The sequence below is a fragment of the Rhizobium aethiopicum genome (assembly GCF_900094625.1).
Lineage (GTDB): Bacteria > Pseudomonadota > Alphaproteobacteria > Rhizobiales > Rhizobiaceae > Rhizobium > Rhizobium aethiopicum.
In genome coordinates this window covers 1-19,137 of the sequence record NZ_FMAJ01000037.1, presented here as the reverse complement: position 1 = coordinate 19,137, position 19,137 = coordinate 1, and the positions used below count along the sequence as shown (strand labels likewise).

Here is a 19,137-nt window from a genome sequence, read left to right as displayed (position 1 = left end):
TCGTCGAGGTCGTTCATCGCCTTCTTGTAGAACTCCGGTCCGCCGGTCGACAGCACGATGGAATCGAACATCGTCGCTTCCTGCCAGTTCTGGCCGCCGAGCGCCAAGGGGATGACGCCTGCGGCTTTTGCCTTGTCGAGCAGCGCGATCAGGTCGTCGAAAGTCTTCGGCTGGCTGCCGCCGATCTTGTCCATCACCGCCTTGTTGATCCATAGCCAGTTGACCGAATGGACGTTGACCGGGGCGGCAACCCACTTGCCGTCATAGACCGAGAACTTCTGCAGTGCGGCCGGCACCGACTTGTCCCAGCCTTCCTTCTTTGCCGTCTCGGTGAGATCACCCATGACGCCGGCCTGGGCATAATCGAGCACGGTATAACCGAGCATCTGCGAGGCCGTCGGATAGGTACCCGCCGCAACCATCGCCTTCAGAGCCGTCATCGCCGCATCACCGCCGCCGCCGGCAACCGGTACATCCTTCCAGGCAAATCCTTCCTTCGAAAGATCCTCCTTCAGGACGTTCAAAGCAGCTGCCTCGCCGCCTGATGTCCACCAGTGCAGCATCTGAACTTCTTTTACGTCGGCGGCATGAGCCGCGCTGAGGTCAGCCATCATCACGACGGCAACAGCCGCCGAGCTTAAAAACCTGCGCATGAATTTCCTCCCATTTGAAGATCGGCGGCAGGCTCTCCCTGCCACCCGATGTTTTTCCGCCCGTTGCGACGGTCGACATGCGGCCGCGCTCCTCCGCGCGGTTGCTAATTTAAAACGTGATATGGCCTTGGACGTCAAGCCATTTCTCGACTCCCGAGAAAAATATGATTGTATCGCTAGTGAGCTGAATTTGCATGATATTTTTTGAACTACTAACCGCAGAAAAACTAAAACGTTTTCATTCCTCATTGCACGCCTGAAAACCGGCCGACGTCATCATCAACCTGCTCGATCCAAACCAGGAGGTGGTCGGCTCCAGCACCTTGATCATGTAGGCATCGCGAAGGCTCAAAAATCGGTTCCGATTTACGGAATTATGCAGTAGAAGCACCGCGTAATCCGGTCGCAGCCCACCCGGTCAAAACAAGGGAATCAAAAATATGAAAACTATCGTTGTCTGCTCCGGCGGACTCGACTCCGTTTCGCTTGCCCACAGGATGGCGGCGGAAGAACGACTGATCGGTCTCGTCTCCTTCGACTACGGCCAGCGGCATCGCAAGGAACTCGACTTTGCCGCCAGATGCGCCGCACGGCTTGCAGTTCCCCATCATATCATCGATATCGCCGCGATCGGCGGCCACCTCAGCGGATCGGCCCTGACCGACGATGTCGAGGTTCCGGACGGCCACTATGCCGAGGAGACCATGAAGGCCACCGTGGTGCCGAACCGCAACGCCATCATGCTTGCGATCGCCTTCGGCCTGGCGGCAGCGCAAAAGGCGGATGCCGTTGCCGTCGCCGTGCATGGCGGCGACCATTTCATCTATCCGGATTGCCGGCCAGGCTTCATCGATGCCTTCCAGCGCATGCAGAACGAAGCGCTGGACGGTTATGCGAGCATTAAACTGCTTGCGCCCTATGTTGAGGTTTCCAAAGCTGCGATCGTCGCCGACGGCGCAAAACATGGCACGCCCTTCGCGGAAACCTGGTCCTGCTACAAGGGCGGCAGCCTCCATTGCGGGCGCTGCGGCACTTGCGTGGAACGTCGCGAAGCCTTCCACCTTGCCGCTGTCGACGATCCCACCGAATACCAGGACCGCGATTTCTGGAAGGCGGCGGTGTCGCAATATTCAGCCTCGGAGGTGCGTTGATGTACCGCATCACCAAGGAGTTTCATCTCTCCGCCTCGCACCAGCTGGATCACCTGCCCGCTGATCATCAATGTGCCCGGCTCCACGGCCACAACTATGTCGTGGTCGTCGAACTCTCCGCCGAGACCCTCAATGACGACGGATTCGTTCGGGACTATCACGACCTCTCGCCGCTCAAGCGTTATATCGACGAGGCTCTTGATCATCGTCACCTGAACGACGTGTTCGGTCATTCCAAAGTCACCTCCGAATTCCTGGCCAAGCATTTATACGACTGGTGCAAGCAGCGCTTCCCCGAGACGTCGTCCGTCCGCGTCAGCGAGACGCCGAAGACCTGGGCGGAGTACAGGCCATGAGCGCGGAGACCATCCGCGTCAGCGAGATCTTCGGTCCGACCATACAGGGCGAAGGCGCATTGATCGGACTGCCGACGGTGTTCGTCAGGACGGGCGGCTGCGATTACCGCTGCTCCTGGTGCGACAGCCTTCATGCGGTCGACAGCGCCTTCCGGGATCAATGGGCCTCCATGTCGGTCGAGGCGATTTGGCGAGAGGTCACCAAACTCTCCGACGGCAAACCGATGACCGTTTCGCTTTCGGGGGGCAATCCGGCGATCCAGCCTTTGGGGCCGCTGATCGAGCTCGGCCATTCCGAGGGATACCGCTTCGCATTAGAAACCCAGGGAAGCGTCGCCCGGAACTGGTTTCGCGATCTCGACATCCTGGTCTTGAGCCCCAAGCCGCCGTCAAGCGGAATGCAGACGCACTGGGGTGAAGTCGACAACTGCCTTCGGCTGGCCGCCGGCGGACCGGAAATCGCATTGAAAATCGTCGTCTTCGACGATGTCGACTACGCGTTCGCCCGAGAGGTGGGCCAGCGCTACCCCTATATTCCCTTGTACCTTCAGCCGGGCAACCATACACCGCCGCCGCCCGAAGACGATGATGCGCGAATCGATATCGACGGCGTGATGGATCGGATGCACTGGCTCGTCGAGAAGGTGACGGCCGACCGATGGTTTGCGCCGCGCGTGCTTCCGCAGTTACACGTCCTGCTTTGGGGAAATAAGCGCGGAGTCTAGAGCCCATCTATCGTTCCGGGAAGGCGAAGACATCGACAGGCTCACCGAGCCCGCGCAGCGGGAAGGTGCCGAGACTGTCCATGTCGTCCGCGCAGCCCGCCATTTCAACGAAGGCGCGCGACAAGAGCACCGGACGCTTGACCTCTTTGGTCAGGCTTTCCAGCCGCGACGCGACATTGACCGCCGGACCGATGACGGTGAAATCCAGCCGCCGGCGAGAACCGATATTGCCGTACATGACATCGCCGACATGCACGCCGACGCCGTAACGCAGCGGTTCGCGCCCCATGCGCAGGTGTTCCTCATTCAGTTCCGCCATCGACGCCTGCCCCTCGCGGATCGCCTGCAGCAGGTCGAGACAGGCCGTATCCTTGGCGAGTGGGAAGATCGCCAGCAAGCCGTCTCCCATGAATTTCAGGATCTCGCCGCCATAGCGTTCGATCGGATCCGACATGGCGTCGAAATAATCGTTGAGCAGATGGATGACATCGTCGCGCGGCCAGAGATCGGAGATTGCCGTGAAGTCGCGCAGGTCGCAGATCATGATTGCCGCGCCGACGGTCGCGCCACTGCCGCGGGTCGTCGCACCCGAAAGAATATGTTCGCTCGCATGCGGCCCGACATAGGTTTGCAGCAATGTGCGCGCCATGATGTTCTTCAGCCTGATTTCGCTGATCAGGGTCAGCGCCGGCAGGAGATCGCGCAGGAAATCGACATGTTCGCTCGTGAAGCCGCCCGGTTGGTCGGTGGAAAATGTCACGACGTGCCGTTTGCCGAAAGTATGTTCGACCGGCCAGGCGATATATTCCGCCAGGCCATCATCCCGCAACTCCTGATAGAGCGGATAATCGTGGGCGGCGACCGGATCTTCTAGGCGTTTACGCACCTCCTGCGCGCCGGTATGGATCGCGTTGATGGGGCTATTCTGGAACTCAGGCGTGTTTTCGACGCCATGGGCGAACGTATTTATCTTCGCCTCCGTGAGCCCCTCCTTCCAAAGGATGCGGGCGCCGATCCATTGCGGATGATTCGTCCTGAAATGCAAAGTCGCTCGCGCCAACGGCACGCCTGATGCCAGTAGCTTTTCGCACATCTCCACGAGGATATTGTCGATGAAGCGCTCGCCGCGCGTCTCGTTCACCAGCCAGTCGAGAATCCGTCTCCTGCGGACCGGCCAGACGCCCTCGTCCGCATCGAGGACCGTCCCGGCCTTGTTCAAAAACGACGACATCAAAAGCTCCCGCTGCGCCACGATATTAGTTTTGGCTCAATGTGGGCGATAGGGAAGCAAATGATAAGGGGCGACTATGATAAAGCTTCAGAAATCCCAGTCCTCGTCCTCGGTCGCTACAGCCTTGCCGATGACATAGGAGGAACCGGAGCCGGAGAAGAAGTCGTGGTTCTCCTCGGCATTCGGCGAGAGCGCCGACAGGATCGCCGGATTGACCTTGCAGGCCTCGGCTGGAAACAGCGCTTCGTAGCCAAGGTTCATCAGCGCCTTGTTGGCGTTGTAGTGCAGGAATTTCTTTACGTCCTCGCTCAGACCGACGCCGTCATAGAGCGCTTCGGTATATCTGGCCTCGTTGTCGTAGAGTTCGAGCAAGAGGTCGAAGGCGAAATTCTTGATCTCCTGCCGGCGCTCCTCGGACAGCCGCTCCAGTCCAAGCTGGAACTTGTATCCGATATAATAGCCGTGCACCGCCTCGTCGCGGATGATCAGCCGGATCATGTCGGCGGTATTGGTGAGCTTGGCGCGGCTCGACCAGTACATCGGCAGATAGAAGCCGGAATAGAACAGGAAGCTTTCCAGGAAGACGCTGGCAACCTTCTTCTTCAGGGGATCGCCGGACCGATACTGCTCCATGATCAGCGCCGATTTGCGCTGCAAAAATTCGTTCTCCTCCGACCAGCGATAGGCATCCTCGACATCGGGCGTCGAGCAGAGCGTCGAGAAGATCGAGGAATAGGAGCGCGCATGCACCGCCTCCATGAAGGAGACGTTGGAAAGCACCGCCTCCTCATGCGGGGTTACCGTATCCTCCATCAGCCCGATGGCGCCGACACCGTTCTGGATCGTGTCGAGCAGCGTCAACCCGGTGAAGACGCGAATGGTGAGCTGCTGCTCGGCCGTCGTCAGCGTCGCCCAGGAAGGAATGTCGTTCGACAGCGGCACTTTCTCCGGCAGCCAGAAATTGCCGGTGAGGCGATTCCAGACCTCGAGATCCTTGTCGTCTTCGATACGGTTCCAGTTGATGGCGCGCACGCGGGAGGCTGGCTTCAATTGTATGTTCATTGTGGTCCCTCTCAAGGAATGTTTCCGGATTTGCCCCTCATCCGCCTGCCGGCACCTTCTCCCCGCCTGCGGGGCGAAGGGGATATGCCGCACCGGCTTCGCCAACCCTCGACGCTGCGTCTGGCACGTCCCCTCTCCCCGTTTTTACGGGGAGAGGGTCAAGGTGAGGGGCAAATGCTCCGGAGCGAAATCAACTCACAGCGTACAAGACACACACCCCTGCACTTCCGTACCCGAAAGCGCCATCTGCCGAAGGCGGATGTAGTAGATCGTCTTGATGCCCTTCTTCCAGGCGTGAATCTGCGCCTTGTTGATGTCGCGCGTCGTCGCCGTGTCGCGGAAGAACAAGGTCAGCGACAGGCCCTGGTCGACATGCTGGGTCGCCGCCGCATAGGTTTCGATGATCTTCTCCGGCCCGATTTCGTAGGCGTCCTGGTAATAGTCGAGATTGTCATTGGTCATGAACGGCGCCGGATAATAGACGCGGCCGATCTTGCCCTCCTTGCGGATCTCGATCTTCGAGACGATCGGATGGATCGAGGAGGTCGAATGGTTGATGTAGGAAATCGAACCCGTCGGCGGCACCGCCTGCAGGTTCTGGTTATAGAGACCGGAGGTCATGACGGCCTTCTTCAGCGCAAGCCAGTCGTCCTGCGTCGGAATATGAATCCCTGATTTGTCGAACAGCGCCTGCACCTTTTCGGTCGCCGGCTTCCATTCCTGATTCGTGTATTTGTCGAAATATTCGCCCGAGGCGTATTTGGAATTCTCGAAGCCCTTGAAGCTCGCACCACGCTCGGCCGCCAGCAGGTTCGAGGCACGGATGGCGTGATAGGTCACCGTATAAAAATAGATATTGGTGAAGTCGACACCTTCCTCAGAGCCGTAGAAGATGCGTTCGCGGGCGAGATAGCCGTGCAGGTTCATCTGGCCGAGGCCGATCGCATGGCTTTCGTCATTGCCCTTCTCAATCGAGGGAACCGAGGCGATATGGCTCATGTCGGAGACGGCCGACAGAGCCCGGATCGAGGTCTCGATCGTCTTGCCGAGATCGGCGGAATCCATGGCGGCTGCGATGTTCAGCGAGCCGAGATTGCAGGAAATATCCTTGCCGAGATGCTTGTAGGAGAGGTCGTCATTGTATTGGCTCGCCTCGCTGACCTGCAGGATCTCCGAGCAGAGATTGCTCATGGAGATGCGGCCGGCCACCGGGTTCGCCCGGTTCACCGTGTCCTCGAACATGATGTAGGGATAACCGCTCTCGAACTGTATCTCGGCGATCACCCGGAAGAATTCCCGCGCCTTGATCTTCTTCTTCGAGATACGGGCATCCGCCACCATCTCGCGATACTTCTCCGTCACCGAAATCTCGGTGAACGGCATTCCGTAAACGCGCTCCACATCGTAGGGCGAGAACAGGTACATGTCCTCATTGTTCCTGGCGAGCTCGAAGGTGATGTCGGGCACGACGACGCCGAGCGACAGCGTCTTGATGCGGATCTTCTCATCGGCATTTTCGCGCTTGGTGTCGAGAAAGCGCATGATGTCGGGATGATGGGCGTTGAGATAGACAGCGCCAGCGCCCTGGCGCGCGCCGAGTTGGTTGGCATAGGAGAAGCTGTCTTCGAGCAGCTTCATCACGGGGATGATGCCGGAGGACTGGTTCTCGATCTGTTTGATCGGGGCGCCTGCCTCGCGGATGTTGGTCAGACACAGGGCAACGCCGCCGCCGCGCTTCGATAGCTGCAGCGCCGAATTGATCGACCGCCCGATCGACTCCATATTGTCCTCGACGCGCAGCAGGAAGCAGGAGACCAGTTCGCCGCGTTGCTTCTTGCCGGCATTGAGAAATGTCGGCGTCGCCGGCTGGAAGCGGCCGGAAATGATCTCGTCGACGATGTCGCGGGCAAGGGGCTCGTCGCCCCGCGCCAAAGTCATCGCCACCATGCAGATGCGGTCCTCATAGCGCTCGAGGTAGCGTTTTCCGTCGAAGGTCTTCAGCGTATAGCTGGTGTAATATTTGAAAGCGCCGAGGAAGGTGGGGAAGCGGAATTTCCTGGCATAGGCCTGATCGAACAGGTCGCGCACGAAATTGAAGGAATACTGGTCAAGCACTTCCTGCTCGTAATAGCCCTCGGTCACGAGGTAATCGAGCTTTTCCCGGAGATTGTGAAAGAACACCGTGTTCTGATTCACATGCTGCAGGAAATATTGCTTGGCCGCCATGCGGTCCTTGTCGAGCTGGATCTTGCCCTCATCGTCATAGAGATTCAGCATCGCGTTCAGCGCATGGTAGTCGAGCGTTTCGGCCGCCTTCAGCGTTTTTGCGCCCGCATCCCGCGTCAGATTTGTTCCCGTGTCCAAAATCGTCCCATCCCGTCTTTGACATTGGCGACATCCTCGGCAGTCCCCAGAAGCTCGAACCGGTAGAGGTACGGCACCTGGCATTTCTTCGAGATGACCTCGCCGGCAAGCCCGTAGGTCTCGCCGAAATTGCTGTTGCCCGCGGCAATCACGCCGCGGATGTTGGAGCGGTTTTCCGCATCGTTGAGGAAGCGGATCACCTGCTTGGGCACGGCTCCCTTTACGGCCCCTTGGCCGCCATCGCCGCAATAGGTGGGCGAAATCAGCACATAGGGTTCGCGAATGTGGATATCCTCAGCGCCAAGGGGAATGCGCGCCGCGCGCAATCCGAGCTTGGCGACGAACCGATGGGTATTTTCGGATCGGCTGGAATAGTAGACGATCAGCCCCATCGCTTTTCTCAGCTCAGGAAAGCGCGCTGATCATGTCGGGACGGAAGCCCGCCCAATGCTGGCCGCCGGCAACCACGACCGGAACCTGCATGTAGCCCATCCCACGGACGCGATCGAGCGCTTCGGCATCCTGGGAAATATCGACGATGTCATAGTCCACGCCCAGACGATCGAGGGCGCGGTAGGTGGCGGTGCATTGAACGCAGGCGGGCTTGCTGTAAACGGTAACGCTCATCATCTTCCTCGTAATGTCAATGGAATTCAGGACACAGGATTGGGATCGGACGCCGTACGGCGTCCAGGGCAACGCTTGATAATGATCTGGCAAGTTGGCGCTCTAAACGCCGGATATCATTCCTCGCAGGGTCTGCGCGGGCGGCGGCCTTGATGTTCTCGACATGACTTCAACCCTCGAAGTGCTCATGCGGACGTTCGGGGCAGCGCAACAGGCGCGGATCGTTCCGCCTGCAAGCACGCGACCTTCCGGACACCCCGCCCGTGGACGTTTCGTTCAAGGCAGGTCTCCTGGCTCGCGGGTCGAAGCACCCTGCCCAGCCTTCCCGGAGCATCATGCTCCAGTGACCTGAAATCGGACAGTTGCTCGCCGCTTACAGTTGCGGGGGCAGCTCCGGCATTGCCGCGCCATGATGGCGAGACGCACCGTATTCCCGTCTTAGCCCCCGACCCTCACGAATCGAAGGAACCTCAAACACTAGATATAGTACGCGAATCGGAATTCTCGTCAACGGATGGTTTGTGCATTGCGTTACGGCAGGTTTGAAATCGCTGCGTTCCTGTGAAAAACAGGGATAACGAAAGCTTAACAAAAACGGGCTGAGGAAAAGACCGTGATGAGCTGACAAACGATGCAAGACCCGCGACCTCATCCTCGGCCTTGTGCCGAGGACCTACCCAGGTCAAATGAGCATTTGGAAATAAGAGTTTCCTGCCAAATAATTTCAGACGCTCGGCACAAGGCCGAACATGATGGGGGAGACCTTGTCAGCGAACTGAGAGCCGATCTAGCTGATGACCTGTCCCGAATCGCAGGTCTTCAAAGCGCCATCGGCAAAACATTCATCCCCGTACACGAAGCAGTCTGAGCGCGTTGATCGTCACGAGCACGGTGGCGCCGGTGTCGGCCAGAATCGCCGGCCAGAGCCCGGTGATGCCCATGATCGTCGTCACCAGAAAGACAGCCTTCAGCCCGAGCGCGATGGTGATATTCTCGAGGATATTGCGCATCGTCCGCTTGGACAGCGCGATCATTCGCGCCACGTCGCCGACGCGTCCGTGCAGCACGGCGGCATCCGCGGTCTCCAGCGCCACATCCGTACCGCCGCCCATGGCAATTCCGATATCGGCGGCAGCAAGCGCCGGCGCGTCGTTGATGCCGTCGCCGACCTTGGCGATGATGAAGCCCTCGCGCTTCAATTCGCCGACGACCCGCTGCTTGTCCTCCGGCATCATTTCACCGCGCCAGTCGATGCCGAGCATGCCGGCGACGGCAGCCGCCGTCCGCTTGTTGTCGCCCGTCAGGATCATCGCCTTGACACCGGCCGATTTGAGCGCCGAGAGCCCGGCCACTGCGTCTTCGCGTGGCTCGTCGCGCATGGCGATCAGGCCGGCCGCAGCGCCATTGACGAGCAGCACCGACACGCTCTTGCCCTCATCGTTCAGAACAGTGACGCGCGACTCTTGTTGCCCGTCCAGCGCCCCGTGCTCGCGGGCGGCGGACGGTGACAGCAGATCCAGCCTCTCGCCGCCAACCTTGCCGCTGACGCCCTTGCCCGGCACCGCTTCCAGCTCGAAGGCGGGCGGCACGGGAACGCCATCGGCCTTGGCACGGTTGAGGATGGCGAGTGCCAAGGGGTGGCTGGAGCCCCGCTCCAGCACCGCCGCGCGCGACAGGATCTGCGCCTCGCTCAATCCGAAGGAAACGATGTCGGTCACCCGAGGCTTGCCTTCCGTCAGCGTGCCCGTCTTGTCGAAGGCGACCATCGTTACCTTGCCGAGCGTCTCCAGCACCGCGCCGCCCTTCATCAGCAGTCCGCGCCGTGCGCCTGCCGACAGCGAAGCAGCAATCGCCGCCGGCGTCGAGATGACGAGCGCGCAGGGGCAGCCGATCAGCAGGATGGCAAGGCCCTTGTAGACCCATTCGCTCCACGCGCCACCGGCGAAAAGCGGCGGAACGACCGCCACCAGCGCGGCGACCACCACGACGCCGGGCGTGTAATAGCGCGAGAACCGATCGATGAATCGCTCCGTCGGCGCCTTCGATTCCTGCGCCTCCTCCACCAGCTTGACGACGCGGGCGATGGTATTGTCGGCAGCGGCTGCCGTAACGCGAACCCTGAGCACCGCATCGCCATTGACCGTACCGGCGAAAACGACGGCATCGACGCCCTTGCGCACCGGCGTGCTCTCGCCCGTCACCGGGGCCTCGTCGATCGCACTCTCGCCTGAGACGATGATGCCGTCCGCCGAGATGCGGTCGCCGGGGCGGACCATGATGACCGCGCCGACGGCAAGGCTTTCCGCCGGCACCTCCCGCACTTGGCCATTGTCTTCGAGCAGCGCGGTCTTCGGCACCAGGGCCGTCAGCGACTGGATGCTTTCGCGCGCCTTGCCCGCCGCCACACCCTCCAGCAACTCGCCGACCAGAAACAGGAAGACGACGGTTGCCGCTTCCTCCCCCGCATTGATGATCACGGCGCCGACGGCTGCGATCGTCATCAGCATCTCGATCGAAAACGGTGTGCCGGACAGCGCCGCCATGACCGCGCGCCGGGTGATCGGCACCAGACCGACCAGCATGGCGACGATAAAGGCATAGGATGCGATTGCCGGCACGAGATGGCCGACAGCATAAGCGGCAATGAGTGCCGCACCGGAAAGAATGGTCAGGCGGCCCTTCCTGCTCTGCCACCAGGGACCCGCCATCGGCGTGTGATCGTGCCCATGCAGAGCTTCGATTTCCTTTTCGCCGTCGGCGTGGTCGTGACCCGCATGATCATGGTCGTGGCCCACGTGATCGTGATCATGTTGGTGTGAGCCGTGTTCCCGCGCAGGCGCGGCGTTTCCCGTAAAGGGCGAGACGGAATAACCAAGCCCCGTCACCTTCTTTTCGATCGCCTTGAGGTCGCTGCTGCCGTCATGCCGGATGGTCATCGTGCCTGCCACCACCGAGACGGAAACATCGGCAACGCCCGTCACGCGTCTTACCGCCGCATCGATCTTGGTCGCGCAGGCGGCGCAATCCATGCCTCCGACCCGGTATCGTGTCTCGCTCGTCTCAGCCATGATCCGCTTCCTTGTCAAACAGAAGCATCCCTCCTACATCCTCTAGCGACTCGAGGTACAAGAGGAAAATCATGAAAAAGATCACAATCGGCGAAGCGGCGCGCCGGAGCGGTGTCAAGGTGCCGACCGTGCGTTATTACGAGAGCATCGGCTTGCTCCCGGCCCCGAGCCGCAGCGAAGGCAACCAGCGCGCCTTCGAGCCCGCCGACATCAGCCGCCTCGCCTTCATCCGCCATGCCCGCGAACTTGGTTTCGAGATTGAGGCGATCCGCACGCTGCTCACTTTGCAGGATGATCCGCATCAGCCCTGCGCCTCGGCCGATGCCATCGCCAAGGCCCGCCTCGTCGAGGTCGAGCAACGCATCCGCAGCCTGATGGCGCTCAAGGCCGAACTGGAAACCATGGTGGAAGGCTGCGGCCACGGTCGCGTCGGCCAATGCCGCGTCATAGAGGTTCTCGCCGATCACGGCCAGTGCACCCATTCGCACCACTGAGAGTTTGCGCCCTTGCAGGTGAACTTCCCTCGCGCCAAAACTGCACCAGAAAGAATCGGGCGAGGGCATTGATGAATCAGAAGCGGGTTGCGATCATCGGCGGCGGCCCGGCAGGCCTTGCGGCTGCCGAACTGCTTGCGCTCTCCGGCCATGCGGTGACGGTCTATGACGCCATGCCGACCTTCGGCCGCAAGTTCCTGCTGGCCGGAAAATCTGGTCTGAACATCACGCATTCTGAGGATTATGCCCGCTTCGCCACGCGCTTCGGCGCGGCTTCCACTCGTCTGCGCCCCGTTCTCGATGCCTTTACTCCCGATGATATCAGGCATTGGGCTGCAGGGTTGGGGACCGAGACCTTCGTAGGCTCGTCGGGTCGGGTCTTCCCGACCGTGATGAAGGCTTCTCCGCTGCTGCGTGCCTGGCTCAGGCGGCTGGAAAACCAGGGCGTTACGCTGCGTACCCGCCACCGCTGGATCGGCTTTGCCGAAGAGGGCTACGTTTTCGAAACACCGGACGGGCGCAGCGTCGTCCAGTGCGATGCCGCCTTGCTGGCGCTCGGCGGCGCGAGTTGGCCGCGCCTCGGCTCCGACGGGAGTTGGGTGCCCTTGCTGTCGGAAAGGGGCGTCGAGATCGACTCCTTCCGGCCCGCCAATTGCGGCTTCGTCGTCGGCTGGAGCGCGAATTTCAGCGAGCGCTTCGCCGGCGAGCCGGTGAAATCGGTCACCGCCACATCCGAGGCCGGCACGTTTCCCGGCGAATTCGTCATCACCGCAAGCGGCATCGAGGGCAGCCTGGTTTATGCCCATGCGGCGAGCCTCCGCGACCGGCTGCGGAGCCATGGCAGCGCTGCGCTGGCGCTAGACCTTGCGCCGGGCCGGCCGATCGAAAGGCTGATCCGCGATCTCCAGCGGCAGGACACCAAATCGAGCTTTTCTAACCGACTGCGCAAGGGCGCGGGCCTCGATGGCGTCAAGACGGCGCTGCTGCGGGAACTCGTGCCCGACCGCGAAAGAACCGATTCCGAGCGGCTCGCCGGCATGATCAAGGCCCTGCCGATTCCGGTTCTCGACACAAGACCCATCGGTGAGGCGATCTCTTCGGCCGGCGGTATCCGCTGGAGCGGCATCGACCAAGGCTTGATGCTGAAGGCCCTGCCGGGCACTTTCGTGGCCGGCGAGATGCTTGATTGGGAGGCACCGACCGGGGGTTATCTCCTCACCGCCTGCCTGGCGACCGGCCGGGCGGCCGCACGCGGCATCGAGGCTTGGCTGTTACGCTAGATGTGGGGCCTAAACCGGATCTAGATCAATGAAGCGGAGCGCGATGTCGTGCGAAAATCGCTCACACTATTCAGCATCATGCCCTGATCGCCCGGGTGAGGAGAGGGGCGGCCGTCGAAGGGTGCAATTGCAAACCGGCCGCTTTTCGATCAGACTATGCTGAAGTTCCGTGGGAGGAGCAGATGCACGAACAGTCAGCGCATGCGGAGCATGTCTACACCGCTGCGCAGCGCAAATCCGCCGCCGCGAGTTCTCCGATCGTCGCATCCTGGCGGCGATGCATGACCATGCACCAGCTCGCTCCGGAAGACGAACGTGCGCCGCTGCGCCTCAGCGACCAGGAATTCCACCAGGCCCGCGAACAGTCCGAACGACTGATCGCCGGCGCGTCGGACGAGCTCGACCGGCTGTTCACGACGGTCGGCAAGGCCGGCTGCTGCATCCTTCTGACCGACAGGAACGGCATCGCGCTGGAGCGCCGGGGCACGGCCGGCGACGACAAGGATTTTCGCGATCTCGGCCTCTGGACCGGCTCCGTATGGACCGAGGCAAGCATCGGGACCAATGGCATCGGCACCGCGCTTGCCGACGAGCGCGCCGTCGCCATCTTCCGCGACCAGCACTTCTTTTGCTCGAATATCCGCCTGAGCTGCACGACGGCGCCGATCCGCGATCATCGCGGTGAGCTCGCCGCAGCCCTCGACATCTCCACCTGCCGCGAAGACGTCGGCGAAATGACGCTGGCGATCCTGACGCAGACCGTGCGCGATGCGGCACTGCGCATCGAGCTCAACCTCTTTCGTTCGGCCTTTGCTGGCGCCCGTTTCCTGATGGTCGCGGCCGGCGCCAATTCCGCCGCTGCCCTGCTTGCGGTCGATCGGCACGACCTCGTGCTCGGGGCCACCCGCGCCGCCCGCATCGCATTGCAGCTCGACGACAAACGGATCGCCGCCGGCATCCCGGCGGCCGATGCGCTCCAGGAAGCCGCCGTCTCGCAGCAGGAAGAGATGGTCGAAGCGGAAAAGGCCGCCCTCTTGCGAGCACTGTCGCGCACCAGCGGCAACGTCTCGCAGGCAGCCGCAGCACTCGGGATCAGCCGCGCCACCCTCCACCGGAAGATGAAAAAGTTCGACCTGCACTGAGCAGTGCGCTCGACGGTTCCATGGACACGGGCAATCATGGCGTGATCTGTCGCAACCCTGCGACAGTGTGCACTGCGGTATCGAGGCCGCGCCCTGTTCTCTCCGGCAAAACGCGCACATTTTTCCTTCCACTGGTTCGATTGGAACCTGGACCATCAAGGGAGGATGACATGCTTCATCAGAAAGTCGTCGAATCGCCATTCAAGCTGAAATACGGCAACTATATCGGCGGCGAATGGCGCGAGCCGGTCGAAGGCAAATACTTCGAAAACCTGACGCCGGTCACCGGCGGCAAGCTCTGCGACATTCCCCGCTCCAGCGACAAGGACATCAACCTGGCGCTGGATGCCGCCCATGCGGCCAAGGAGCAATGGGGCCGCACCTCGGCCGCCGAGCGCTCCAACATCCTGATGAAGATCGCCCAGCGCATGGAGGACAAGCTGGAACTGCTCGCCCAGGCCGAGACCTGGGACAACGGCAAGCCGATCCGCGAAACCATGGCCGCCGACATTCCGCTGGCAATCGACCACTTCCGCTACTTCGCCTCCTGCATCCGCGCCCAGGAAGGTTCGATCGGCGAGATCGACCATGACACCATCGCCTATCACTTCCACGAGCCGCTCGGCGTCGTCGGCCAGATCATTCCATGGAACTTCCCGATCCTGATGGCGACCTGGAAGCTGGCGCCGGCACTTGCCGCCGGCAACTGCGTCGTGCTGAAGCCCGCCGAGCAGACCCCGGCCTCGATCCTGCTCTGGGCCGAGCTCGTCGGCGACCTGCTGCCGCCCGGCGTGCTCAACATCGTCAACGGCTTCGGCATCGAGGCCGGCAAGCCGCTGGCGACCAGCCCCCGCATCGCCAAGATCGCCTTCACCGGCGAGACGACGACCGGCCGGCTCATCATGCAATATGCCAGCCAGAACCTCATCCCGGTGACGCTGGAGCTTGGCGGCAAGTCGCCGAACATCTTCTTCGCCGATGTGATGGCCGAGGATGACGATTTCCTCGACAAGGCGCTCGAAGGCTTTGCGATGTTTGCCTTGAACCAGGGTGAAGTCTGCACCTGCCCTAGTCGCGCCCTCGTCCAGGAATCGATCTATGACCGCTTTATGGAAAAGGCTGTCAAACGCGTCGAAGCGATCAAGCAGGGCAACCCGCTCGACAGCGCGACCATGATCGGTGCCCAGGCTTCGACGGAGCAGCTTGAGAAGATCCTCGCCTATCTTGACATCGGCAAGCAGGAAGGTGCGGAGGTACTGACCGGCGGTTCGCGCAACGATCTCGGCGGCGAGCTGGCCAATGGCTACTACGTGAAACCGACGATCTTCAAGGGCCACAACAAGATGCGTGTGTTCCAGGAAGAGATCTTCGGGCCTGTCGTCTCGGTCACGACCTTCAAGAACGAGAAGGAAGCGCTCGAAATCGCCAATGACACGCTCTACGGCCTCGGCGCCGGCGTCTGGAGCCGCGACGCCAATCGCTGCTATCGTTTCGGCCGCGAGATCCAGGCCGGCCGCGTCTGGACCAACTGCTACCATGCCTACCCGGCGCATGCCGCCTTCGGCGGCTACAAGCAGTCCGGCATCGGCCGTGAAACCCACAAGATGATGCTCGAACACTACCAGCAGACCAAGAATATGCTGGTAAGCTACAGCCCGAAGGCGCTCGGCTTCTTCTGAAATGCTATAGTGGGAGGGTAAACCCCTCCCACAAAAGGGAGAGGCTTAACCGGGTTGAATTGCCTCGTTCTCAAAGCGACGCATTGCTTTGCTGAGAGTTCGACAAGAAGACATCGGGGCGGCATCCTAAGCCCCTCCCCCTTGTGGGGAGGGGGTGGGGAGGGGAATCCCCTTTCCAGAACCTAGAAGGAAGAACCATGGAACTGACCGTCAACGGTGAACCGCGTGTTCTCGCAACCGACGCAGCCCTCGCCCTGATCGCGGAAATCCGGCGAGATCATCCCGATATCCTCTTCCACCAGTCCGGCGGCTGCTGCGACGGTTCTTCCCCCATGTGTTATCCCACCAACGAATTCATGGTGGGCGACAGCGACGTCAAGCTTGGTGAGATCGGCGGCGTGCCGGTCTATATCAGCGCCAGCCAGTTCGAGGCGTGGAAACACACGCAGCTGATCATCGACGTCGTGCCCGGCCGCGGCGGCATGTTCTCGCTCGACAACGGCCGCGAGAAACGCTTCCTCACCCGTTCGCGCCTCTTCGGCGGCGGCGAGGCCTGTGCCGTCCCGGATGCGACGGTCAGAAGGGTTTGATGGGTGCGCCGGCATGGGATAACATGCCGAAAGCATCTGAAGGCGCCTTTTCGCGGCGCGCACCGTGCTTCCGACCGAGGACTCGCCTGCAGCATTGCCTAGGACCTGCTTGCTGCTCCGTCAAAATCCCTAAAGATACCTGACTTGGCACGGCCGTGCGGGTTGCGTTGCGGCGCAGCCTGGATCAACAATGCGCGGCATCATCGAGCACCGACGGAGATCACCTGCATGACTGACCAGAAAGCCGTGATCGTCACGGGAGCCGGCGGCAATCTCGGCAGCGCCGTCGTCCGGGAGCTTGCCGGCGCCGGCGTGAAACTCGTCTGCATGAACCGTTCGAGCGACGAGCTGGAAACCTTGGTAGGCGAGCTTCCTGCTTCCACCGAATTTCTCTCGATCTCCGGAACGGACCTCACCGATTACGCCTCCTGCACGGCCGCCGTCGCTCGTGCGGTCAAGCGCTTCGGCGGCGTCGGGGCATTGGTCAACACCGTCGGCGGTTTTCAGATAGGACCGGTCGGGCCAGAGGCTCCCGCACAATGGGACACCATGATGACGGCCAACGCCCGCACCGCGCTGACGATCAGCGCCGCGGTTCTCCCGACGATGAAGGCCGCCGGCTACGGCCGCATCGTACATGTCGCTGCGGCGCCCGGCCTGAAAGCTGGCGCCAACCAGGCCGCCTACGCCGCATCGAAGGCTGCCGTCATCCGGCTGACGGAAGCACTTGCTGCCGAATGCCGCAACGACCGCATCACCGCCAACTGCATTCTGCCCGGCACGATCGATACCCCTGAGAATCGCGCGGCCATGCCCAATGCAAAAACGGACGCCTGGGTATCGCCGCAGTCGATCGCCCGGCTCATCGCCTTCCTGATTTCGCCGGCCGCAGCCGTCGTCACCGGCGCAGCAATCCCGGCGACCGGGCGCGAATAACAAGTCTTGCCTGCCTTGTAGCGCGCCTCGATCATCCGCCATCTGGCGTGACGTATGGTGCTTTTGTATTCTGGGATGGTGACAAGGGGCGGTCTCATTGGGGTATGACAAAGGCGAGATGGCTTTGTCAATGAAGCTGGGCTGTCTGGTTTCGGGCAGCTTCGTTCGATTCATTCATGCGGCGGGCAGGAGAGCAGGCGGGACACAATGGTGTTGATGATCGCATTGCTGCGGAATGTGCGATATGGCGGTGGTCCCGATGGCTGACGGGCCCGCACCGCGCACCGTCGGCGGGATCGGTCTGCGCGAGGAATGGTTCCTCGGCGTCAGCATCGCAACGAGCCTGATATTCCTCGCTTTTCCGGAGCAGCTTTTCCGTCGGCTTGCCGATCCGCTTTGGTTCGCCGTCCTTTTCGGATGGCTGTTTGCCGTCGTTCTCGGTTCCGCCCTGTCTGTCGTGCGACATGCGGATCATCTGGCGGAACGACTGAAGGAGCCTTACGGCACGCTCATTCTGACGCTCGCGATAACCTCGATCGAAGTGATGGCAATTTCTGCCGTGATGATTCATGGCGAAAACAACCCGACGCTGGCGCGCGACACTCTCTTTGCCGTCGTCATGATCATTCTGAACGGCATGGTCGGCCTGTCATTGCTGCTGGGTGCCTGGCGGCGGCCGGAGCAACAGCATAACCTGCAGGGCGCCAACGCCTATCTCGGCGTCATCGTACCCTTAGCGACGCTCAGCCTGGTGATGCCTACGTTTCTTTCCGGCCCGGACGGACAGGATCCGTCGGCGCCACGGCAATTGGTCCTCGGTATGATTTCGGTCGGCCTTTATGCCACCTTCCTGTTTCTTCAAGCCGGTCGCCATCAGGACTATTTCACCGACGCCAGCAACCGTCGCGAACCTCGTGGCGAAGCAGCGCTTCACCATCCGCCGGTGTGGCCTCATGCCCTGTTGCTGTTCGCCTATATGGGTCCCGTGGTCTTCCTGGTCGAACAGCTCGCGCGGCCGATCGATTACATCATCGAAACCCTGCATGCCCCAACCGCATTTGGCGGCGTCGTCATGGCCATTCTTGTCGCGACCCCCGAGGCAATCAGCGCCGTGCGCGCATCCATCGCCAATAACCTTCAACGCGCCGTCAATATCTTTCTCGGGTCGGTGTTATCGACGATCGGGCTGACGGTGCCGGCGATGCTGGTTATCAGCCGTCTTTACGGACATCCGGTAACCCTCGGTCTGGAGCATGGAGATCTCGTGATGCTGGTGCTCACGCTTGCCGTCAGCATCATCACTTTTGCAAGTGGGCGTACGCATCTGATGCAGGGTGCGGTCCATCTGGTGCTTTTCCTGGCCTACGTCATGCTGATTTTCCAGCAATGATGCGGGCAGGAGACAACGGACGGTCCGCGCCCGACAACCAACTGCATGCCGAACCGCGAAGGCCAACCCAAATGCCAGGCGTGGAGCTTATGAGGTTCATCAGCCGCGAGTTGGTGCTTGCTTGAGGTCTGGAATCAAAAGGCCGCCATGTGGGCGGGCTTGTTTGGATACGTGGGCAGGATTTGAACCCTTTGCAGGCTCACCCTTCAGGTTATGGTCCGACGAGCTACCATCGCCAGCGAAGATAAAGTCTTCGCGCCAGCGACAGCTGACCGTGATGTTGCAGGAGATGAAGGGAAGTTTGGTTGCGGGGGCAGGATTTGAACCTGCGGCCTTCAGGTTATGAGCCTGACGAGCTACCGGGCTGCTCCACCCCGCGATATTATTTT

The 19,137-nt window shown here is 61.2% G+C and carries 18 protein-coding genes, 1 tRNA gene and 1 riboswitch; of the genes, 10 read left to right on the top strand and 9 right to left on the bottom strand.

Annotated features, from left to right (window positions below; genetic code table 11):
- Positions 1 to 653 (bottom strand): ABC transporter substrate-binding protein (locus GA0061105_RS31115; protein ID WP_141130264.1); only part of this gene is annotated, 653 nt, incomplete at its 3' end.
- The gene (locus tag GA0061105_RS33855) at positions 604 to 732 is read right to left on the bottom strand and encodes a hypothetical protein (protein WP_280949960.1); all 129 of its coding nucleotides are present in this window, start codon (positions 730 to 732) and stop codon (positions 604 to 606) included. The genes GA0061105_RS31115 and GA0061105_RS33855, both read right to left, overlap by 50 nt.
- A gap of 361 nt (positions 733 to 1,093) precedes the next feature.
- Here GA0061105_RS33855 and queC point away from each other — a divergent pair, with 361 nt between their 5' ends.
- Genes queC through queE form a run of 3 tightly spaced genes read left to right on the top strand, consistent with a single transcriptional unit; the run spans position 1,094 to position 2,885 of the window.
- Positions 1,094 to 1,804: a 7-cyano-7-deazaguanine synthase QueC gene (gene queC / locus GA0061105_RS31110; RefSeq protein ID WP_064697768.1), complete on the top strand. Its 711-nt coding sequence runs from the start codon at positions 1,094 to 1,096 to the stop codon at positions 1,802 to 1,804.
- Positions 1,804 to 2,160 carry a 6-carboxytetrahydropterin synthase QueD gene (gene queD, locus GA0061105_RS31105; protein ID WP_092755178.1) on the top strand — a complete coding sequence of 119 codons (357 nt, stop codon included), beginning with the start codon at positions 1,804 to 1,806 and terminating at the stop codon, positions 2,158 to 2,160. The genes queC and queD overlap by 1 nt, the downstream gene beginning before the upstream one ends.
- Positions 2,157 to 2,885: a 7-carboxy-7-deazaguanine synthase QueE gene (gene queE, locus GA0061105_RS31100; RefSeq protein WP_092755175.1), complete on the top strand. Its 729-nt coding sequence runs from the start codon at positions 2,157 to 2,159 to the stop codon at positions 2,883 to 2,885. Before queD ends, queE begins: the two co-directional genes overlap by 4 nt.
- Positions 2,886 to 2,892: 7 nt before the next feature.
- On the opposite strand, the gene GA0061105_RS31095 is transcribed toward queE, so the two are convergent.
- From GA0061105_RS31095 to GA0061105_RS31070, 6 genes are all read right to left on the bottom strand, one after another.
- Positions 2,893 to 4,116 carry an adenylate/guanylate cyclase domain-containing protein gene (locus GA0061105_RS31095; protein ID WP_092755172.1) on the bottom strand — a complete coding sequence of 408 codons (1,224 nt, stop codon included), beginning with the start codon at positions 4,114 to 4,116 and terminating at the stop codon, positions 2,893 to 2,895.
- 87 nt (positions 4,117 to 4,203) lie between these two features.
- Positions 4,204 to 5,178, bottom strand: a complete 975-nt coding sequence (gene nrdF / locus GA0061105_RS31090; protein ID WP_092755169.1) for a class 1b ribonucleoside-diphosphate reductase subunit beta — start codon at positions 5,176 to 5,178, stop codon at positions 4,204 to 4,206.
- A 195-nt stretch (positions 5,179 to 5,373) separates the two neighbouring features.
- Complete coding sequence (nrdE, locus tag GA0061105_RS31085) at positions 5,374 to 7,542, bottom strand: class 1b ribonucleoside-diphosphate reductase subunit alpha (RefSeq protein ID WP_092755166.1); 2,169 nt, start codon at positions 7,540 to 7,542, stop codon at positions 5,374 to 5,376.
- Complete coding sequence (gene nrdI / locus GA0061105_RS31080; protein WP_092755163.1) at positions 7,521 to 7,934, bottom strand: class Ib ribonucleoside-diphosphate reductase assembly flavoprotein NrdI; 414 nt, start codon at positions 7,932 to 7,934, stop codon at positions 7,521 to 7,523. Before nrdI ends, nrdE begins: the two co-directional genes overlap by 22 nt.
- Before the next feature lie 13 nt (positions 7,935 to 7,947).
- Positions 7,948 to 8,169, bottom strand: coding sequence for a glutaredoxin-like protein NrdH (gene nrdH / locus GA0061105_RS31075; protein ID WP_064697775.1), 222 nt, complete (start codon positions 8,167 to 8,169; stop codon positions 7,948 to 7,950).
- Between the two features lie 263 nt (positions 8,170 to 8,432).
- Positions 8,433 to 8,657, bottom strand: a riboswitch (cobalamin riboswitch).
- A gap of 354 nt (positions 8,658 to 9,011) precedes the next feature.
- Positions 9,012 to 11,237 (bottom strand): heavy metal translocating P-type ATPase, encoded by a 2,226-nt coding sequence (locus GA0061105_RS31070; RefSeq protein ID WP_092755160.1) that lies wholly within the window; start codon positions 11,235 to 11,237, stop codon positions 9,012 to 9,014.
- A 71-nt stretch (positions 11,238 to 11,308) separates the two neighbouring features.
- On the opposite strand from GA0061105_RS31070, the gene GA0061105_RS31065 reads away from it, so the two are divergent.
- The 7 genes from GA0061105_RS31065 (at position 11,309) to GA0061105_RS31035 (ending at position 18,748) form a co-directional block, all read left to right on the top strand.
- Positions 11,309 to 11,731 carry a MerR family transcriptional regulator gene (locus GA0061105_RS31065; RefSeq protein WP_092755157.1) on the top strand — a complete coding sequence of 141 codons (423 nt, stop codon included), beginning with the start codon at positions 11,309 to 11,311 and terminating at the stop codon, positions 11,729 to 11,731.
- A gap of 71 nt (positions 11,732 to 11,802) precedes the next feature.
- A complete protein-coding gene (locus GA0061105_RS31060) occupies positions 11,803 to 13,011 on the top strand; it encodes a TIGR03862 family flavoprotein (protein ID WP_092755154.1) in 1,209 nt (402 codons plus the stop codon).
- 182 nt (positions 13,012 to 13,193) lie between these two features.
- Complete coding sequence (locus GA0061105_RS31055) at positions 13,194 to 14,153, top strand: helix-turn-helix domain-containing protein (RefSeq protein ID WP_092755151.1); 960 nt, start codon at positions 13,194 to 13,196, stop codon at positions 14,151 to 14,153.
- A gap of 170 nt (positions 14,154 to 14,323) precedes the next feature.
- A complete protein-coding gene (gene adh, locus GA0061105_RS31050) occupies positions 14,324 to 15,832 on the top strand; it encodes an aldehyde dehydrogenase (RefSeq protein ID WP_064697779.1) in 1,509 nt (502 codons plus the stop codon).
- A 197-nt stretch (positions 15,833 to 16,029) separates the two neighbouring features.
- Positions 16,030 to 16,422, top strand: coding sequence for a DUF779 domain-containing protein (locus GA0061105_RS31045; protein ID WP_092755148.1), 393 nt, complete (start codon positions 16,030 to 16,032; stop codon positions 16,420 to 16,422).
- Positions 16,423 to 16,650: 228 nt separating this feature from the next.
- Positions 16,651 to 17,358 (top strand): SDR family NAD(P)-dependent oxidoreductase, encoded by a 708-nt coding sequence (locus GA0061105_RS31040; RefSeq protein WP_092755145.1) that lies wholly within the window; start codon positions 16,651 to 16,653, stop codon positions 17,356 to 17,358.
- Positions 17,359 to 17,617: 259 nt separating this feature from the next.
- On the top strand, positions 17,618 to 18,748 hold the full coding sequence (locus GA0061105_RS31035; RefSeq protein WP_092755181.1) for a calcium:cation antiporter: 1,131 nt from the start codon (positions 17,618 to 17,620) through the stop codon (positions 18,746 to 18,748).
- 302 nt (positions 18,749 to 19,050) lie between these two features.
- Here GA0061105_RS31035 and GA0061105_RS31030 read toward each other — a convergent pair.
- Positions 19,051 to 19,127, bottom strand: a tRNA-Met gene (locus GA0061105_RS31030).
- Between the last annotated feature and the right edge of the window lie 10 nt (positions 19,128 to 19,137).